19 protein-coding genes and 1 other annotated feature are annotated in these 15,500 nt (G+C 39.3%); of the genes, 18 read left to right on the top strand and 1 reads right to left on the bottom strand.

The genetic code is table 11. The annotated features are described in order from the left end of the window. The first annotated feature begins 217 nt into the window (after window positions 1-217). Together BTU61_RS01000 and BTU61_RS00995 are read left to right on the top strand one after the other, a co-directional pair. The gene (locus BTU61_RS01000; RefSeq protein WP_200771954.1) at window positions 218-2,440 is read left to right on the top strand and encodes an LTA synthase family protein; all 2,223 of its coding nucleotides are present in this window, start codon (window positions 218-220) and stop codon (window positions 2,438-2,440) included. 103 nt (window positions 2,441-2,543) lie between these two features. Then, the gene (locus BTU61_RS00995; protein WP_200771953.1) at window positions 2,544-3,020 is read left to right on the top strand and encodes an EbsA family protein; all 477 of its coding nucleotides are present in this window, start codon (window positions 2,544-2,546) and stop codon (window positions 3,018-3,020) included. A gap of 9 nt (window positions 3,021-3,029) precedes the next feature. Here BTU61_RS00995 and BTU61_RS00990 read toward each other — a convergent pair whose 3' ends face one another. Further along, window positions 3,030-3,227 carry a ferredoxin gene (locus BTU61_RS00990; protein ID WP_187539140.1) on the bottom strand — a complete coding sequence of 66 codons (198 nt, stop codon included), beginning with the start codon at window positions 3,225-3,227 and terminating at the stop codon, window positions 3,030-3,032. 45 nt (window positions 3,228-3,272) lie between these two features. Here BTU61_RS00990 and BTU61_RS00985 point away from each other — a divergent pair, with 45 nt between their 5' ends. From BTU61_RS00985 to BTU61_RS00910, 16 genes are all read left to right on the top strand, one after another. After that, window positions 3,273-3,719 carry an SAG1386/EF1546 family surface-associated protein gene (locus BTU61_RS00985; protein ID WP_200771952.1) on the top strand — a complete coding sequence of 149 codons (447 nt, stop codon included), beginning with the start codon at window positions 3,273-3,275 and terminating at the stop codon, window positions 3,717-3,719. A gap of 9 nt (window positions 3,720-3,728) precedes the next feature. After that, window positions 3,729-4,409, top strand: a complete 681-nt coding sequence (gene cmk, locus BTU61_RS00980) for a (d)CMP kinase (protein WP_200771951.1) — start codon at window positions 3,729-3,731, stop codon at window positions 4,407-4,409. 23 nt (window positions 4,410-4,432) lie between these two features. After that, window positions 4,433-4,561: a sequence feature (ribosomal protein L20 leader region), on the top strand. 15 nt (window positions 4,562-4,576) lie between these two features. Beyond that, window positions 4,577-5,107 (top strand): translation initiation factor IF-3, encoded by a 531-nt coding sequence (gene infC / locus BTU61_RS00975; protein WP_003003721.1) that lies wholly within the window; start codon window positions 4,577-4,579, stop codon window positions 5,105-5,107. A gap of 33 nt (window positions 5,108-5,140) precedes the next feature. Continuing rightward, window positions 5,141-5,341, top strand: a complete 201-nt coding sequence (gene rpmI / locus BTU61_RS00970) for a 50S ribosomal protein L35 (RefSeq protein WP_187539134.1) — start codon at window positions 5,141-5,143, stop codon at window positions 5,339-5,341. A 49-nt stretch (window positions 5,342-5,390) separates the two neighbouring features. Beyond that, on the top strand, window positions 5,391-5,750 hold the full coding sequence (rplT, locus tag BTU61_RS00965; RefSeq protein WP_200771950.1) for a 50S ribosomal protein L20: 360 nt from the start codon (window positions 5,391-5,393) through the stop codon (window positions 5,748-5,750). Window positions 5,751-5,854: 104 nt separating this feature from the next. Further along, the gene (locus BTU61_RS00960; protein ID WP_049490930.1) at window positions 5,855-6,322 is read left to right on the top strand and encodes a deoxycytidylate deaminase; all 468 of its coding nucleotides are present in this window, start codon (window positions 5,855-5,857) and stop codon (window positions 6,320-6,322) included. Window positions 6,323-6,466: 144 nt separating this feature from the next. Then, the gene (locus BTU61_RS00955) at window positions 6,467-6,916 is read left to right on the top strand and encodes a hypothetical protein (RefSeq protein WP_200771949.1); all 450 of its coding nucleotides are present in this window, start codon (window positions 6,467-6,469) and stop codon (window positions 6,914-6,916) included. Between the two features lie 195 nt (window positions 6,917-7,111). Further along, the gene (locus BTU61_RS00950; RefSeq protein WP_200771948.1) at window positions 7,112-7,546 is read left to right on the top strand and encodes a hypothetical protein; all 435 of its coding nucleotides are present in this window, start codon (window positions 7,112-7,114) and stop codon (window positions 7,544-7,546) included. A 220-nt stretch (window positions 7,547-7,766) separates the two neighbouring features. Beyond that, a complete protein-coding gene (gene metK, locus BTU61_RS00945; protein ID WP_200771947.1) occupies window positions 7,767-8,957 on the top strand; it encodes a methionine adenosyltransferase in 1,191 nt (396 codons plus the stop codon). A gap of 190 nt (window positions 8,958-9,147) precedes the next feature. Further along, window positions 9,148-10,407 carry a UDP-N-acetylglucosamine 1-carboxyvinyltransferase gene (locus BTU61_RS00940; protein WP_200772069.1) on the top strand — a complete coding sequence of 420 codons (1,260 nt, stop codon included), beginning with the start codon at window positions 9,148-9,150 and terminating at the stop codon, window positions 10,405-10,407. A gap of 50 nt (window positions 10,408-10,457) precedes the next feature. Further along, window positions 10,458-11,009 carry a GNAT family N-acetyltransferase gene (locus BTU61_RS00935; protein WP_200771946.1) on the top strand — a complete coding sequence of 184 codons (552 nt, stop codon included), beginning with the start codon at window positions 10,458-10,460 and terminating at the stop codon, window positions 11,007-11,009. Beyond that, window positions 11,002-12,279, top strand: a complete 1,278-nt coding sequence (spxR, locus tag BTU61_RS00930; protein ID WP_200771945.1) for a CBS-HotDog domain-containing transcription factor SpxR — start codon at window positions 11,002-11,004, stop codon at window positions 12,277-12,279. The genes BTU61_RS00935 and spxR overlap by 8 nt, the downstream gene beginning before the upstream one ends. A gap of 20 nt (window positions 12,280-12,299) precedes the next feature. Then, window positions 12,300-13,160 carry a methionyl aminopeptidase gene (locus BTU61_RS00925; protein WP_200771944.1) on the top strand — a complete coding sequence of 287 codons (861 nt, stop codon included), beginning with the start codon at window positions 12,300-12,302 and terminating at the stop codon, window positions 13,158-13,160. An 82-nt stretch (window positions 13,161-13,242) separates the two neighbouring features. Continuing rightward, complete coding sequence (locus BTU61_RS00920) at window positions 13,243-14,214, top strand: YihY/virulence factor BrkB family protein (RefSeq protein ID WP_200771943.1); 972 nt, start codon at window positions 13,243-13,245, stop codon at window positions 14,212-14,214. Between the two features lie 98 nt (window positions 14,215-14,312). Then, window positions 14,313-14,777 carry a MarR family winged helix-turn-helix transcriptional regulator gene (locus BTU61_RS00915; RefSeq protein ID WP_200771942.1) on the top strand — a complete coding sequence of 155 codons (465 nt, stop codon included), beginning with the start codon at window positions 14,313-14,315 and terminating at the stop codon, window positions 14,775-14,777. After that, a complete protein-coding gene (locus tag BTU61_RS00910; RefSeq protein ID WP_200771941.1) occupies window positions 14,774-15,481 on the top strand; it encodes a B3/B4 domain-containing protein in 708 nt (235 codons plus the stop codon). The genes BTU61_RS00915 and BTU61_RS00910 overlap by 4 nt, the downstream gene beginning before the upstream one ends. Window positions 15,482-15,500 lie beyond the last annotated feature (19 nt).

Here is a 15,500-nt window from a genome sequence, read left to right as displayed (position 1 = left end):
TAAAAATCACCTCATTCTCCCTTGCTTTTGTGTTGTTAATTTTAAGTGTTATTAATATACAATTTACAGTCAGATCTCACTACCGTCTCCAATCAGTACCTTATTTTAATAGTTCAATGTTATTAATCGGAATTACTTGTATCTATTTAGGTATGTTTTTATCAAAAATTTGGAATAAGAAATTTTTATTAAATTTGGAGTAATCTATGGATTGTATTTGTTCTTCTCATATATACTTGATGTTAGTTTAAAATTAAATGAGAAGCAGTTTACTTTTTTTAAACATTTGCAATACTCTTTTTTAAAAGTAGATTTCATATTTTATATTGTATTAATTTTTCTAGTTGCTTTTGTCTATCATTATCTCATTTCCGTATTTTTCTCATGGTTTGAAAAATATCTAATTCCAATCTCAAATGATAGAGAGAAGTATACTTTTATATTTTATGCATTTTCTTTAACAGCTTTTTGTCTTACCGATAGTAAATTTTTTGATGCTGTAATGGAAACTAATTTCATTACTCATTTTCTTAAAAATAATATTTTAAAACTTACGATTCCTAATTTACTAGAGTTAGATATACTTATTTTAATTTTGATTATTTTTGTTTTCTTTATTTCATGTTATATTGTAAAAGGTATAAGTGAGTTAGAGAATAATAAACCGGGAGTGGGCTTAGCCATCTTTTCAAGTGTTGTTTTCTCTATACTATTAAATTATTTTCTTCAATATAGTATTCGAGCAGATTTAATCATAATGGAGAAGTACATTTTTCCAGGGGCAACATTGTTTCAAATTAGTATTTTCTTTGCTATATTTTTGTTGTTGTACTCTATTATCAATGAGTACCTGTTAGCTTCCATCATAAATATATTGCTTCTTATTGGGATTTCTATTTCAAGTTATTTAAAATATCAGTTTCGCCAAGAACCATTGTTGCCAAGTGATTTAAGTTGGTTAAAAAATCCAGTCTCTCTTTTGGGGTTTGTTGGGGTTAGTTCATATTTATATGTGATAGTGTTACTAGCATTACTTTTTTTTATTTATTGGTTTTTTAGAGGTATACTTCTTTACGGAAAAGTATTTAAAATACAACTGGTAAGGCTTGTAACAATCCTTTTAATTCTATTTTTCTATATCGGTGTCTATTATTCTTTTAAAAATAGACAAGATGGTAAAATGGATGAAAAAATTCCTGTATTAGCAACCTTAAATAATCGTTATGATATTGCATGGTTTGGAAATACAGTTAATGCACAAATGAAATCAAATAGTTATGTTTGGTTTTCTCAGTTAACATCTGAGCTTATGTATAAACCTGACAAGTACAGTAAATCTTCCATGGAAAAAATTGAAGAAAAATACCGCCTAAAATCAATCGACATAAATAAATCACGAAATCAATTTATCAGTGAACATACTGTAATTTATGTATTAAGTGAAAGTTTTTCAGATCCATCCAGGATAGAAAAAGTTCAAGTTTCATCAAATCCAGTTAAAAAAATTCAAGAAATAAAGAAAAATACAACCAGTGGATTGATGAAATCTGATGGATACGGTGGAGGAACAGCTAATATGGAATTTCAAACTTTAACAGGATTACCAATGTACAACCTTTCTCCGAGCATTTCCATTCTATATACTCAAGTAGCGCCTAAAATGAAATATTTTCCTTCAATTAGTAATTATTTTAATCCTAGAAATCGGGATGTTATTCACGTCGCCAGCCCAAGTAATTATTCAAGAAATGTTATCTATGGAAACTTAAAATTCAATAAATTCATACATTATGGAAACAAAGGGAATAAAGGATATAATGTCGGTGGAAATTATAGTGATGACTCTACCTATCGTTTGATTGAAGAAAATCTTAATAAGAATAGTCAATTTTTCTCTGTAATTACAATACAGAACCACACTCCATGGACTGAACAAAATCCTATAGATATGAGTGCAAGTTATCCAGGGTTTTCGGATGGTCAAAACAAATCTTTGTCATCTTATGTGAGAATGCTTTCTCAAACCGACACCGCCACCCAATCCTTCCTGGAAAGTCTTTCTAAAAAGGATAAAAAGATTACGGTAGTCTTCTATGGGGATCATTTGCCAGGTCTCTATCCTGAGTCAGCTTTTAAAAATAACCCTGAGAGTCAGTATCAGACGGATTACTTCATTTGGAGTAATTTTGATACGCCGAAGTTGAATTACCCTTTAGTTAACTTGAGTGATTTTTCTGCTATGGTCTTTGAACAAACCAATTCGAAAGTATCTCCTTACTATGCGCTTTTAACAGAAGTGTTGAAGAAGGCAAGTGTAGATAAAAAAGCTTTAGAAGGAGAAGCTCAGGAAATTGCGGATGATTTAAAAATGGTTGAATATGACTTGATTAGTGGCAAAGGCTACCTCTCAAAAGATTTCTTTAAAGTTCCAACCAACTAATTCAATTCAAAGGAGCACGAGCAGTTAAAAATCTTTGTATTTTTAACTGTCTGGCTCCCTTTTTTTTGTTTTTTATGCTAAACTATTAGATGGGGGTACGCTCATGATTAAGATATTTGGAAAGGTCCATTATCATTGGCAGCCGGACTTATCGGTTCTTGTGACTTATTGGTCCATTGCAGTGATTCCAGTCTTTATTGGACTGGCCTTGATGTATGAGAGTTCTAGTGTGCCGACGCTAGTTTTGTTCTCGTTCTTTTTGTTTATGGCCTTACTTGCGATCGGGATTCATCGCTATTTTACCATTTATGATGATGGAATTTTGCGGATTATTACAGCCAATCCTTTTACACCGATCAAGGTGAAGATTGAATCAATCGAAAAAATCGAAGTGAACAAGAAGTCGATCAAGCTGATTTTTAATAACGGCTCACGCAGTCGTACTTTCTGTATGCGGAAATGGCCTAAAAAATACTTTATCAATGCACTTGCTTTAAATCCCTATTTTAAAGGAGAAGTCGTCTTGACGGACAACTTTATCCATGTGGATTATTACGAGATGTATTATGCGACCAAATAAAAAACTCTCTTAATCTTTTAAGAGAGCATGTGTGGGGCATTCTTTGATGGCCTCAAGAACATCGTCTGTGATAGGAACTTCCTTTTCGAGGAGGTCATCTTCTGTGGCAAATTTAACGATGCCATTGTCATGGTAATCGAATAATTCAGAATAGGTTTGGCAGAGACCGCAAGCGATGCAACGATCTGGAATTAACGTAACTTTCATATTTCTATTGTAATGATTTTTACGAGAAAAAACAAGGAGGAAGTCATGGCAAAAGAACCATGGGAAGAAGATATTTATGATGATGGAGAAGAAACATTGAAGCGAACGAGTAAATTGAATGGGATTAAGGCAGATCGTCTATTGACGATTTTAGCGATTATTTTCTTTGTAATAGTAGTAGCAATGGTTTGTTTGCTGATTTTCCTATCTACTGGAGGTAGCAACAAATCCAAACAAATGTCTGGCTTCTACAATGGAGAAACCAAGGTTGAGCAGAAATCCTCTGCGCCTGCTGCTCAAACAGCCAAAGACGATAACTCAAAAGATGAAAAATCGTCGGAAGGAACTATCACTGTTCAAGCTGGTGAAGGTGAAGCAGCCATTGCTGCGCGTGCTGGTATTTCCATTGCGCAATTAGAACAGCTCAATCCTTCTCATATGTCTACAGGATCTTGGTATGCCAATCCTGGTGATGAAGTGAAAATTCGGTAGGAGTAGCTCATGAAACAAATTCAAATTGCAATTGATGGGCCTGCTTCAAGTGGGAAGTCTACGGTTGCAAAAATTATTGCCAAGGACTTGGATTACACCTATTTGGACACGGGAGCTATGTATCGAGCAGCGACCTATTTAGCGTTGCAAAACAACTTGTCTGCGGAGCAAGTGGAGGACTTGTTGGCTCTGTTGGATCAGTATCCGATCAGCTTTGGTCGTTCGGAAGAAGGAGAGCAGCTTGTTTTTGTAGCCGATGTGGATATTACCCATCCAATTCGTGATAACCAAGTAACCAATAATGTTTCGTGGGTCGCAGCGCTTGCGCCTGTCCGTGAAAAGTTAGTGGCTCTTCAGCAAGAGATTGCTGTCAAGGGTGGAATCGTCATGGACGGTCGCGATATTGGAACAGTTGTCTTGCCAAATGCAGAGTTGAAGATTTTCCTAGTGGCATCTGTAGAAGAACGTGCAGAACGTCGCTACAAGGAAAACGTTGAAAAGGGCATCACAGCGGATCTTGAATTGTTGAAGAAGGAAATTGCTGAACGGGATTACAAAGATAGCCACCGGGCTGTTTCGCCATTGAGACCTGCAGAGGATGCCATCCATTTTGATACAACAGGTGTTGGAATTGCAGATGTGGTGGCCTTTATCGAAGAAAAAGCGAAAAAAATTCTTGACAAAGAATAAAAAACTTGATATTATATAAAAGTTGAGAAAAGCAGAAGTGAGAACTTCTCGCCTTGTGACGCAAGTTGCCTGGCCCCTACGGATCAAGTTTCAGTAATGAAATACATCATGTAGTTCGGGCCTGCTTTGCAGGTCCGTTCTTGTTTTTCTCGAATAATAAAAGAGAGGTGAAAACCATAGCAAAACAAGACTTATTCATCAATGATGAAATTCGTGTACGTGAAGTTCGCTTAATCGGTCTTGAAGGTGAGCAATTGGGGATTAAACCACTTAGCGAAGCGCAAGCACTTGCGGACGACGCTAATGTAGACTTGGTTCTCATTCAACCTCAAGCTAAGCCTCCTGTTGCGAAAATTATGGACTACGGTAAGTTCAAATTTGAGTACCAGAAGAAGCAAAAAGAACAACGCAAAAAACAAAGTGTTGTGACCGTGAAAGAAGTTCGTTTGAGCCCAGTGATTGACAAGGGTGATTTCGATACAAAACTTCGCAATGCTCGCAAATTCCTTGAAAAAGGAAATAAAGTGAAGGTATCCATTCGCTTTAAGGGTCGTATGATTACCCACAAAGAGATTGGTGCTAAAGTTTTAGCCGACTTCGCTGAAGCGACACAAGATGTGGCGATCATCGAACAACGAGCTAAGATGGATGGACGTCAAATGTTCATGCAATTGGCGCCAGCAACTGATAAGAAATAATCTATCAGAAAGTTAAAAAAAGGAGAAAATATCATGCCAAAACAAAAAACACACCGCGCATCAGCTAAACGTTTCAAACGTACAGGTTCTGGTGGACTTAAACGTTTCCGTGCTTACACTTCTCACCGTTTCCACGGAAAAACTAAGAAACAACGTCGTCATCTTCGTAAAGCATCTATGGTGCATGGAGGAGATTTCAAACGTATCAAAGCAATGCTTACTCGCTTGAAATAATCGCGTATTTGTAAGTAAACAATTCTAGGAAATATTGGAGGAAATATAAATGGCACGTGTTAAAGGTGGCGTTGTATCACGCAAACGTCGTAAACGTATTCTTAAATTAGCTAAAGGTTACTATGGAGCTAAACATATCTTGTTCCGTACTGCAAAAGAACAAGTAATGAACTCTTACTACTATGCATACCGTGACCGTCGTCAAAAGAAACGTGACTTCCGTAAATTGTGGATCACACGTATCAATGCGGCAGCTCGTTTGAACGAACTTTCATACTCACAATTGATGCATGGTTTGAAATTGGCTGAGATCGAAGTGAACCGTAAAATGCTTGCTGACTTGGCTGTTAACGATGCAGCAGCTTTCACAGCTCTTGCAGATGCAGCTAAAGCAAAACTTGGTAAATAATAACGATCAGACTGAGGAAATTTTCTCAGTCTTTTTTTCTGTCTTAATTCATGCTATAATGAAATCAATGATAGCAGAATTCATATTAGATGGAGGACCGAAAGGTGACACACAATCGACTAGCATGGGATGAGTATTTTGCAGCTCAGGCCTTACTGATTTCGAATCGGGCGACCTGTAATCGGGCGAAAGTAGGGGCTGTTTTGGTTAAGGATAATAAGGTCATTGCAACAGGTTATAATGGATCTGTTTCTGGAACAGATCATTGTTTAGAGGATGGATGTCTCATGGTCGAGGGACACTGTGTCCGGACCATTCATGCAGAAGTTAATGCGATCTTGCAGGGAGCTGAAAGAGGAATTCCCAAAGGCTTCACAGCTTATGTGACGCATTTTCCTTGTCTCAATTGTACTAAGCAGTTACTTCAAGTTGGCTGTAAGCGGGTGGTATACATCCATCAATATCGCATCGATGAATACGCAGAGTACCTCTACCGTGAAAAAGAAGTGGAGCTGGTCAATCTACCGATTGAAGAGGTAAAACGAGCCATTGCAGAGGCAGATTTTATTTAAGGAAGCTTTCCCGTCTATTTCATTACATGTCAGAAATCTAATTGGAAATCCGTCCAAATCAATTTTTAAGAAATAGCATTGCATAGATGAAATCATGTATAATGGTGTTAAAAGAAAATATAAAAAAGAAAGGTAGGGAAAGCTATGCCAGACCAAGAGAAATATTTTGAAGAAAATAAAGAACATAGTAGGATGGGTGAAGACGGTTTTAATGCTGCATCTATTCAGAATCATCCAACAAAAATCGGATTTACATCCATTCTTCTTTCAGCGGCCTTTTACTTATCCATTATCTATCTTGTATTGTTTGTCTCTTACTTTGCACTTTCGGGTAGCGCTTGGGGATTTGTCGTTTTGATTTTCCTTGGTCCAAACTTATTCAGTCTTGCGATTGGAGCCTTTTTACTTCGACTCGGGATGAAGAAGGGGAATAAAAGCCTTCTCCATGCGAGTATTGGGCTCTATCTGCTGTCTATTGTCTTAGCTTTTGATCCAGACTGGGAAATTTTTCGAATTGGACCTTTATGTTTAGGCGTTCTGGATTTAATCGGAACACTGTTGGTTAAAGAAGATACAGAAGTATTGAGATATTAAAGAGAAGTGGTAACATTTTTAAATAAGTATTTGCTTGATTAATAATCTTATCGAGTCAAGATTTTCTGTCAAGTTGTGTAATTTTAAGATGTCATTAGGATGAATGGAAGAATTCAGTGAATATCACTTATAAAATCTTTTATTCCAGCTTTTTAAGAAAAGCAGTATATTTTAGAAAATTGTTAGGAGAAAGTTATGACAGATCAACAAAATTATGAATCAAACCATGAGAAAGAGAGTCTGCTTGAAGAGAATGTTCAGCCACCAATTGTTGAGCAAGATCAACAAAAGCATGTCCCTACTTCAGTAATTCTAAGCCTGGCATTTTACTTAGCCCTCAGCTATCTTAGTATACTTCTATGTTTTACAGTTGCATTGGGAGCATTGGGAATTATACTACTAGCTTTCCTATGGCTTCATCTACTCTGTTTTATTATTGCAACAGTCCTGCTTTGGAATGGAAAAAACAAAGGGAATAAAACAACTCTTTACATAGCCTCAGCCCTTTATTTCGTTTCGATGATTGCAGCGTATGATCCTGAGTGGGAGTGGTCTCCCTTTTTCTTTTCATCTCTTATAATGGCAACACTGGTTTTTCTTGGAACTGTAACGTTTGAAAATGGAGAGTAATTATAGAAGATAGGGCCAAAAGTCCTATCTCAGAACGTAGACAANNTTGTCTACGTTCTGAGATATAGTTTTAAACTATATCTTTTTCTTTTTAGAAACAAAGAGGCTCTATGGAAAATTATGGTATAATGAAGTGTTATATGGTCCCGATAAGGTGGTAGAAATCTTCTACCAGTGCTTTGTAACTCTATAACGAATATTTTTAAGGGGGGACATTTTTATGTCAGAACGTAAATTATTCACGTCTGAATCTGTATCTGAGGGGCATCCAGATAAGATTGCAGACCAAATTTCAGATGCGATCTTGGATGCTATTTTAGAGCAAGATCCAGAAGCGCACGTTGCGGCTGAAACAGCTGTTTATACAGGTTCAGTCCATGTTTTTGGTGAAATTTCAACAAATGCCTATGTGGATATTAACCGTGTGGTGCGTGATACGATTGCAGAGATTGGCTATACCAATACAGAGTATGGATTCTCAGCTGAAACAGTAGGAGTACACCCATCCTTGGTAGAACAATCACCAGATATCGCTCAAGGGGTTAATGAAGCCCTAGAAGTGCGTGGAAATGCAGACCAAGATCCACTTGATTTGATTGGAGCTGGAGACCAAGGTCTCATGTTTGGTTTTGCAGTGGATGAAACTGAAGAACTCATGCCGTTGCCAATCTCACTCAGCCACAAGTTGGTTCGTCGCTTGGCAGAATTGCGTAAGTCAGGTGAAATCAGCTACCTTCGTCCAGATGCCAAATCACAAGTTACTGTTGAGTACGATGAAAATGATCGTCCAGTGCGCGTGGATACAGTTGTTATTTCAACCCAACATGATCCAGATGTCAGCAATGAACAAATCCACGAAGATGTGATTAACAAGGTCATCAAAGAAGTGATTCCAGCTTCTTACCTAGATGATGAGACTAAATTCTTCATCAATCCAACAGGTCGCTTTGTAATCGGAGGACCTCAAGGAGACTCTGGTTTGACTGGTCGTAAAATCATCGTGGATACTTATGGTGGTTATTCACGTCACGGTGGTGGTGCCTTCTCTGGTAAGGATGCGACTAAGGTTGACCGTTCCGCTTCTTATGCCGCTCGCTACATTGCGAAGAACATTGTTGCGGCAGGTCTTGCTAAGAAAACAGAAGTGCAATTGGCTTACGCGATTGGGGTAGCCCAACCTGTCTCTGTTCGTATCGATACCTTTGGTACTGGAACAGTTGCTGAGAGCAAATTAGAAGCAGCGGCGCGTCAAATCTTTGACCTTCGTCCTGCAGGAATCATCCAAATGCTGGATCTCAAACGTCCGATTTACCGTCAAACAGCGGCTTATGGACATATGGGACGGACAGATATCGATCTTCCATGGGAACATTTAGACAAGGTTGAAGCCTTGAAAGAAGCAGTGAAATAATCGATTTTGAACAGAAAGTTAGGCTCGACAAGAATCCTAGCTTTTTTGTTTCTGTAAATTTCTACAGATGGAAAAGCAAGTGAATCTGTGGTATAATAGTTTTAGTATTTTAATACGTCATTCCTTCTATTTCCTTGATGAATAAGGATAGTAGGAGAAATTGATTTGAAAGAGCTAATGAATGATTGAGATGAAAAAAATTGTGATACATGGTGGTCGCCCTCTAAAAGGAGAGGTGACCATTAGTGGTGCTAAAAACAGTGTGGTTGCGTTGATTCCTGCGACAATTCTTTCAGATGATATCGTGACCTTGGATGGTGTGCCGGATATTTCAGATGTTGAGAGTTTAATTGATATTATGACCATTATGGGGGCAAAGATTGAGCGTAAGGAAGACAGCTTGATCATTGATCCGCGTGGTGTCAAAGATATGCCGATGCCTTTTGGAAAGATCAATAGTCTGCGAGCATCCTATTATTTCTATGGTAGTTTATTAGGACGTTATGGCCAAGCGACTGTTGGATTGCCTGGAGGATGTGATCTTGGGCCTCGTCCGATTGACTTGCATTTGAAAGCTTTTGAAGCCATGGGGGCTGCCATGACGCAGGATGGCTCAAGTATGAGGCTCGCAACAGATGGTAAGCCACTAAAGGGTGCCAATATCTTTATGGATACCGTAAGCGTTGGTGCAACGATCAATACGATTTTGGCAGCTGTAAAGGCTGAAGGACGTACCGTCATTGAAAATGCGGCGCGAGAGCCTGAAATTATCGATGTGGTCACCTTACTGAACAATATGGGAGCCCACATTCGTGGTGCAGGGACAGATATCATAACCGTTGATGGCGTTGCTCATCTGCATGGGACGAGACACCAGGTGATTCCTGACCGCATTGAAGCAGGAACCTATATTGCTTTGGCTGCGGCTATCGGTGAAGGAATTCAGATCAACAATGTCTTGTATGAGCATTTGGAAAGTTACATTGCCAAGTTAGAAGAAATGGGAGTTCGTATGACCATTTCTGAAGACAGTATTTTTGTTGAAAAACAAACAGGCTTAAAAGCGATTCAGATCAAGACTTCCCCTTATCCTGGTTTTGCGACGGATTTGCAACAACCCATTACTCCCTTGCTCTTGACAGCGAGAGGTCGTGGGCGAATTGTGGATACGATTTATGAAAAACGGGTAAATCATGTTCCGGAATTAGCCAAGATGGGGGCTACAATTTCGACATTGAACAACCATATTATCTATGAGGGTCCGAATCAACTAACAGGATCAAGTGTAAAAGCAACAGATCTTCGTGCAGGAGCTGCCTTGGTGATTGCTGGGCTTATGGCCTCTGGTAGAACTGAAATTACCAATGTTGAGTATATTCTTCGGGGCTATTCAGATATCATAAGTAAATTGACGCAGCTTGGAGCAGAGATTCAGTTGGTTGAAGACTGATGTTGCTTGTGCATCTTACTTTAGCTGTGAAAAAGTAATTGGAGTAGACGATGAATATTTGGACGCAGTTAGCTGCCAATTCACTAATTGAGACAGAGAGGCTGTATTTACGACCTTTTCTCTTTGAAGATGCGGGCGATTTTTATCAGATTGCTTCAAATCCAGAAAATCTTGAATTTATCTTTCCATTACAGGCGGATTTGGCAGAAACCCAGTATGTACTGGCCAATTATTTCATGAAAAATCCTTTAGGGGTCTGGGCTATCTGCGATAAGAAAACCAAGCAAATGATTGGTTCCATCAAGTTTGAAAAGTTGGATGAAATTAAGGGTGAAGCTGAGTTGGGTTACTTTCTGCGCAAGGATTTCTGGGGGATAGGTTTGATGACCGAAGTGGTCAAAAAATTGGTCACTTTGTCTTTTGAAACATTTCAACTAAAAGAGATCAAAATTGTCACCCATGTTGAAAATGCAGCTAGCCAAAAGGTTGCTTTAAAAGCAGGTTTTCGTCTTTTCCGTCAGTTTAAAGGAAGTGACCGTTATACGCGTAAAATGCGCGATTATTATGATTTTCGCCTAAGTAGAGGGGACTTCTATGAGTAAACACCAAGAGATTTTAGATTATCTCGAAAAATTGCCGATCGGGAAACGGGTCAGTGTCCGCAGCATTTCTAATTTTTTGAATGTTAGTGATGGGACGGCTTATCGGGCTATCAAAGAAGCTGAGAATCAAGGGATTGTGGAGACGCGGCCTAGAAGTGGGACCATCCGTGTCAAATCACAAAAGGCCGTCTTAGAACATTTGACCTATCGAGAAATTCAAGAAATCACAGGCTCTGAGATTTTAGCTGGTGATCAAGGGCTTGAAAAGGAATTTAATAAATTTTACATCGGTGCCATGACGGAAGAACATGTCTTAGATTACGTTTCTGAAGGGGGATTGTTGATTGTTGGAGATCGTACCAATATTCAACGTCTTGCCTTAAAACATGATAATGCCGTTTTGGTGACGGGTGGCTTTGAGGTTGATGAAGATGTGATTCGCTTAGCGAATCAAGTTCAGATCCCTGTCATTCGGACAAGCCACGATACCTATACTGTCGCTACCATGATCAACAAAGCCTTGTCCAATATGCAGATCAAGACGGATATCTTGACGGTCGAGCAGGTGTATCGTCCGATGCATGAGTATGGTTATCTCTCTGAGACAGATACGGTCCGGGACTATCTGGATTTGGTCCGAAAAAATCGCTTTAGTCGCTTTCCGGTTGTCAATCAACACCAGATGGTAGTAGGAGTTGTAACCATGCGAGATGCGGGGGATAAGGCTCCTCAGACCACTCTTGACAAGGTAATGTCGCGAACCATCTTTACGACCAATCTTTCTACCAGTATTGCGACGATTAGCCAGCGCATGATTGCTGAAGATTATGAGATGATTCCTGTGATTCGCACCAACCAGACCTTGCTTGGTGTCATCACGCGCCGTGATGTCATGGATCGAATTAGTAAGGTTCAATTTTCGAGTCTACCAACCTTTAGCGAGCAAATCGGCCAGAAGATTCAAGCAGAGAATGATCATTACCAATTCACGGTAGAACCGAGTATGCTGGAGAAAAGCGGAGTTTTAGCCAATGGGGTCGTGATCGAAGTCTTGATGAAGATTGTTCGCAAGATCATGCAACATAGTGGACGTAGCTTGATTGTAGAACAGTTAATCATCAATTTTTTACAGGCCGTACAGGTGGACGATGTGATTCGTATTGAGCCTCAACTAGTCAGACGTACTAGACGTTCTGCCTTAGTAGACTTCAGTCTCTATTTGGATCTCCAGCTGATAGCCAAAGCAACCATTACCATTAAGATTAATTAAGCAAAAGAAATGAGAAAGCAATGATTACATTAAAATCACAACGTGAAATTGAAGCCATGGATCGGGCAGGAGATTTCCTTGCAAGCATCCATATTGGACTGCGGGATTTGATCAAGCCAGGACTTGATTTGTGGGAAGTAGAAGAGTATGTTCGTCGTCGCTGTAAGGAAGCCAATGTCTTACCACTTCAGATCGGTGTAGAAGGCAGTTTAATGGATTACCCCTATGCGACTTGTTGTGGACTAAATGATGAGGTGGCTCACGCTTTTCCCCGTCATGTTATCCTGAAAGATGGTGATCTCCTCAAGGTAGATATGGTCTTATCAGAACCACTCGACAAGTCTGTTTTAGATGTTTCAAAATTGGATTTTGATAATGTAGCCCAAGTCAAAAAATATACAGAGTCATACACTGGTGGATTAGCAGATTCTTGTTGGGCCTATGCTGTTGGCAATGTTTCCCAAGAAGTCAAAGACTTGATGGATGTGACTAAAGAATGTCTGTATAAAGGAATTGAGAAAGCAGTTGTTGGCAATCGTTTGGGAGATATTGGTGCTGCGATTCAAGACTATGCAGAAAGCAAAGGTTACGGAGTTGTGCGTGATTTGGTTGGGCACGGTGTCGGCCCAACCATGCACGAAGAACCGATGGTACCGCATTATGGACGGGCTGGTCGAGGTCTTCGTTTGCGTGAAGGCATGGTCTTGACCATTGAACCAATGATTAACACCGGTACTTGGGAGATTGATACAGATATGGAAACTGGCTGGGCACATAAGACCCTCGATGGTGGCCTTTCTTGCCAATACGAGCACCAGTTTGTCATTACAAAAGATGGTCCCGTGATCTTGACCAGTCAAGGTGAAGAAGGGACATACTAGAAGATAGAGAGGAAAGAATGGAGCTGAAGACAATCGTTTGGTTTCGCTCTTTGCTCTTTTTTGGTAAATGGGGAGGTGAAGGATGAAAAAGGTCCTACAAAAAGTGTTCGATCAGCCGTTTATCAAGGGCTTCGTGCGATTTTATCAGAGTGCAGAATCTGATATTACCAGTATCGCTGTGGCCTATTATTTGCTGATCTCCATTTTCCCTTTGATGCTGATTGCAGCGAACATTCTACCCTATTTTAGAATCCGGCCAACTCAGATTCTTTTGAGCCTGCAACAAGTACTTCCAGAAACTCTGTATCGAACCGTGGCTCAGATGATTTCCAATATTTTAACAAAGCCCTCGACTGGTTTATTGAGTTTCTCCATTATTTCGGCTTTGTGGATCTTTTCCCAGAGCATTGCTTACCTTCAAAGGGCCTACAACAAGAGTTATGGGGTTGAAAAAGAACGTGGGATCATCTGGGGACGTATCTTTAGCTTTCTGATTAGCTTTGCTTTACAGGGTTTATTTGGTCTCTCCTTGATCCTTTCGATGTTTGGCAAGATGATTGTCCGCTATCTCTACCATACTTTTTCCTTTGACCGGACGATTTATGTCCGTCTATTGAATTTAACAGAGCCTATGATTTACCTTTTGCTCTTTGTGAGTTTGGTTTTGCTCTACTACACACTTCCAAATGTTAAAATTCCTAGATTCAGATATGTTCTACCGGGGGCTAGCTTTGTAGTGGTTGTCATGTATGCGATTCTAAATATCTTTTGGAAATATGTTGACCACTATGTGAGTCATTTCTTAGATGCTCGATTCTTCGGTTCGGTCGTCCTTGCTATTATTATGTTCTGGTTTATCTTGGTAGCAAAAATTATGATTATTGGCTGTATTTTAAATGCCAGTATTCAGTTTGCTAGAGAATCCAAATTTGAAACGCGCAATGGCGTAATTGTTTCTAAATTGCAATCAGAGGAAGTAGCCTTCCAACACCAGAAAATAACCAAAAAACTCAAAGGACGCCTACGCTTTAAAAGAAGAATTAAAGACGAATAAAAGAAATCAGATTAGAGTCTGGTTTCTTTTTTGTTGTTATTTTATTGCATTTGCAACAAAAAAATGTTATAGTATTGCTACTAGGAAAGGAGGAGTGGATGAATATTTTACGTGAGATTGGTATCATTGCACGTGCGCTGGATTCCATTGCAAATATCGAATTTCGAGATTTGAATTTGGCGCGTGGTCAATATCTTTATCTGGTGCGAATAGCGGAACAACCTGGAATTATTCAGGAAGAACTTTCAGAACTTTTAAAGGTAGACCGATCTACTGTCGCTAGGTCCGTAAAAAAATTAGAAGAAAGAGGCTTGATTCAGCAATGCCCCATGGGGGAAAACCTCAAAACAAAGGAATGGGCTTTAACTGAGAAAGGTCAACAGCTATACCCCTTCATTTTAGGGGAGCATCTTTACTCCGAAAAAACCGCCTTGAAGGGGTTTTCAAAAAAAGAAGTTGCTCGGTTAGAGGAGTATCTAGTCCGAGTGCGTGAGAATATTACCTTGGATTGGGAACTGGTTAAAAAAGGTCAAAAAAGAAACTATGGTGAGGTAAAACAATGAAAGTTACAGTCGATCAAGCATTTTGGGATTTATTTCCAACAGCAACTATTACAGTCATGTCTTTAGTTGGCATCGATAATACAGTAGATGAAGCCAAGGATCTTTATTTTAAAGACTTGTTAGACAAAGGAGCTAAGCGCGCTTGGGAATTTATCGATGAAGAAAACTATACTCAGAGTGAATTCGTCCAAGAATGGCGTCAGGCCTTTACTAAATTTAAAACAAAAAAAGGAGCCAGATCTTCGATCGAGGCACTCCTAAAACGTGTGTTCCAAGGGCGTGAATTTTATCCTATTAATCCTTTGGTTGATTTATACAATAGTGTGTCTATGTCTTATGCCTTACCTTGTGGGGGAGAAGATATGAGTAAATTAGTAGGAGGCCTTTCTCTGGGACAAGCAAAAGGTGGTGAACCTTTCTTTCCGCTGGGCGCTGAAGAAGATGCTCCAGCTTTGGAAGGGGAAATCATTTATTATGACCAAGAAGGAGCCGTTTGTCGTTGTTTGAATTGGCGAGAAGCCCAAAGAACCATGCTAACAGAAGATACCAAGGATGCTATTTTAGTTATTGAAGCCATCAATGATGAGCAAGCTAAACGAGCTCGAACTGCCATGCAGGAATTGAAAGATTTGGCTAAGGAATATTTTGGAGTTGAAGGGACTATCTACCAATTAAATGCTCAACAAGCAAGTTTAGAAGTATAGAAGAAAAGAGAGTGGGACA

It is taken from the genome of Streptococcus lactarius (assembly GCF_016642265.1).
GTDB classification, from domain to species: domain Bacteria; phylum Bacillota; class Bacilli; order Lactobacillales; family Streptococcaceae; genus Streptococcus; species Streptococcus lactarius.
This window is presented reverse-complemented; position numbering and strand designations above follow the sequence as displayed.

What these genes read in the sequence shown, in the direction of transcription:
- BTU61_RS00995 (WP_200771953.1), top strand. Translation starts at nt 2,544, where the DNA reads ATGATTAAGATATTTGGAAAGGTCCATTATCATTGGCAGCCGGACTTA.
- BTU61_RS00990 (WP_187539140.1), bottom strand. Translation starts at nt 3,227, where the DNA reads ATGAAAGTTACGTTAATTCCAGATCGTTGCATCGCTTGCGGTCTCTGC.
- BTU61_RS00985 (WP_200771952.1), top strand. Translation starts at nt 3,273, where the DNA reads ATGGCAAAAGAACCATGGGAAGAAGATATTTATGATGATGGAGAAGAA.
- cmk (WP_200771951.1), top strand. Translation starts at nt 3,729, where the DNA reads ATGAAACAAATTCAAATTGCAATTGATGGGCCTGCTTCAAGTGGGAAG.
- rpmI (WP_187539134.1), top strand. Translation starts at nt 5,141, where the DNA reads ATGCCAAAACAAAAAACACACCGCGCATCAGCTAAACGTTTCAAACGT.
- rplT (WP_200771950.1), top strand. Translation starts at nt 5,391, where the DNA reads ATGGCACGTGTTAAAGGTGGCGTTGTATCACGCAAACGTCGTAAACGT.
- BTU61_RS00955 (WP_200771949.1), top strand. Translation starts at nt 6,467, where the DNA reads ATGCCAGACCAAGAGAAATATTTTGAAGAAAATAAAGAACATAGTAGG.
- BTU61_RS00950 (WP_200771948.1), top strand. Translation starts at nt 7,112, where the DNA reads ATGACAGATCAACAAAATTATGAATCAAACCATGAGAAAGAGAGTCTG.
- metK (WP_200771947.1), top strand. Translation starts at nt 7,767, where the DNA reads ATGTCAGAACGTAAATTATTCACGTCTGAATCTGTATCTGAGGGGCAT.
- BTU61_RS00940 (WP_200772069.1), top strand. Translation starts at nt 9,148, where the DNA reads ATGAAAAAAATTGTGATACATGGTGGTCGCCCTCTAAAAGGAGAGGTG.
- BTU61_RS00935 (WP_200771946.1), top strand. Translation starts at nt 10,458, where the DNA reads ATGAATATTTGGACGCAGTTAGCTGCCAATTCACTAATTGAGACAGAG.
- spxR (WP_200771945.1), top strand. Translation starts at nt 11,002, where the DNA reads ATGAGTAAACACCAAGAGATTTTAGATTATCTCGAAAAATTGCCGATC.
- BTU61_RS00925 (WP_200771944.1), top strand. Translation starts at nt 12,300, where the DNA reads ATGATTACATTAAAATCACAACGTGAAATTGAAGCCATGGATCGGGCA.
- BTU61_RS00920 (WP_200771943.1), top strand. Translation starts at nt 13,243, where the DNA reads ATGAAAAAGGTCCTACAAAAAGTGTTCGATCAGCCGTTTATCAAGGGC.
- BTU61_RS00915 (WP_200771942.1), top strand. Translation starts at nt 14,313, where the DNA reads ATGAATATTTTACGTGAGATTGGTATCATTGCACGTGCGCTGGATTCC.
- BTU61_RS00910 (WP_200771941.1), top strand. Translation starts at nt 14,774, where the DNA reads ATGAAAGTTACAGTCGATCAAGCATTTTGGGATTTATTTCCAACAGCA.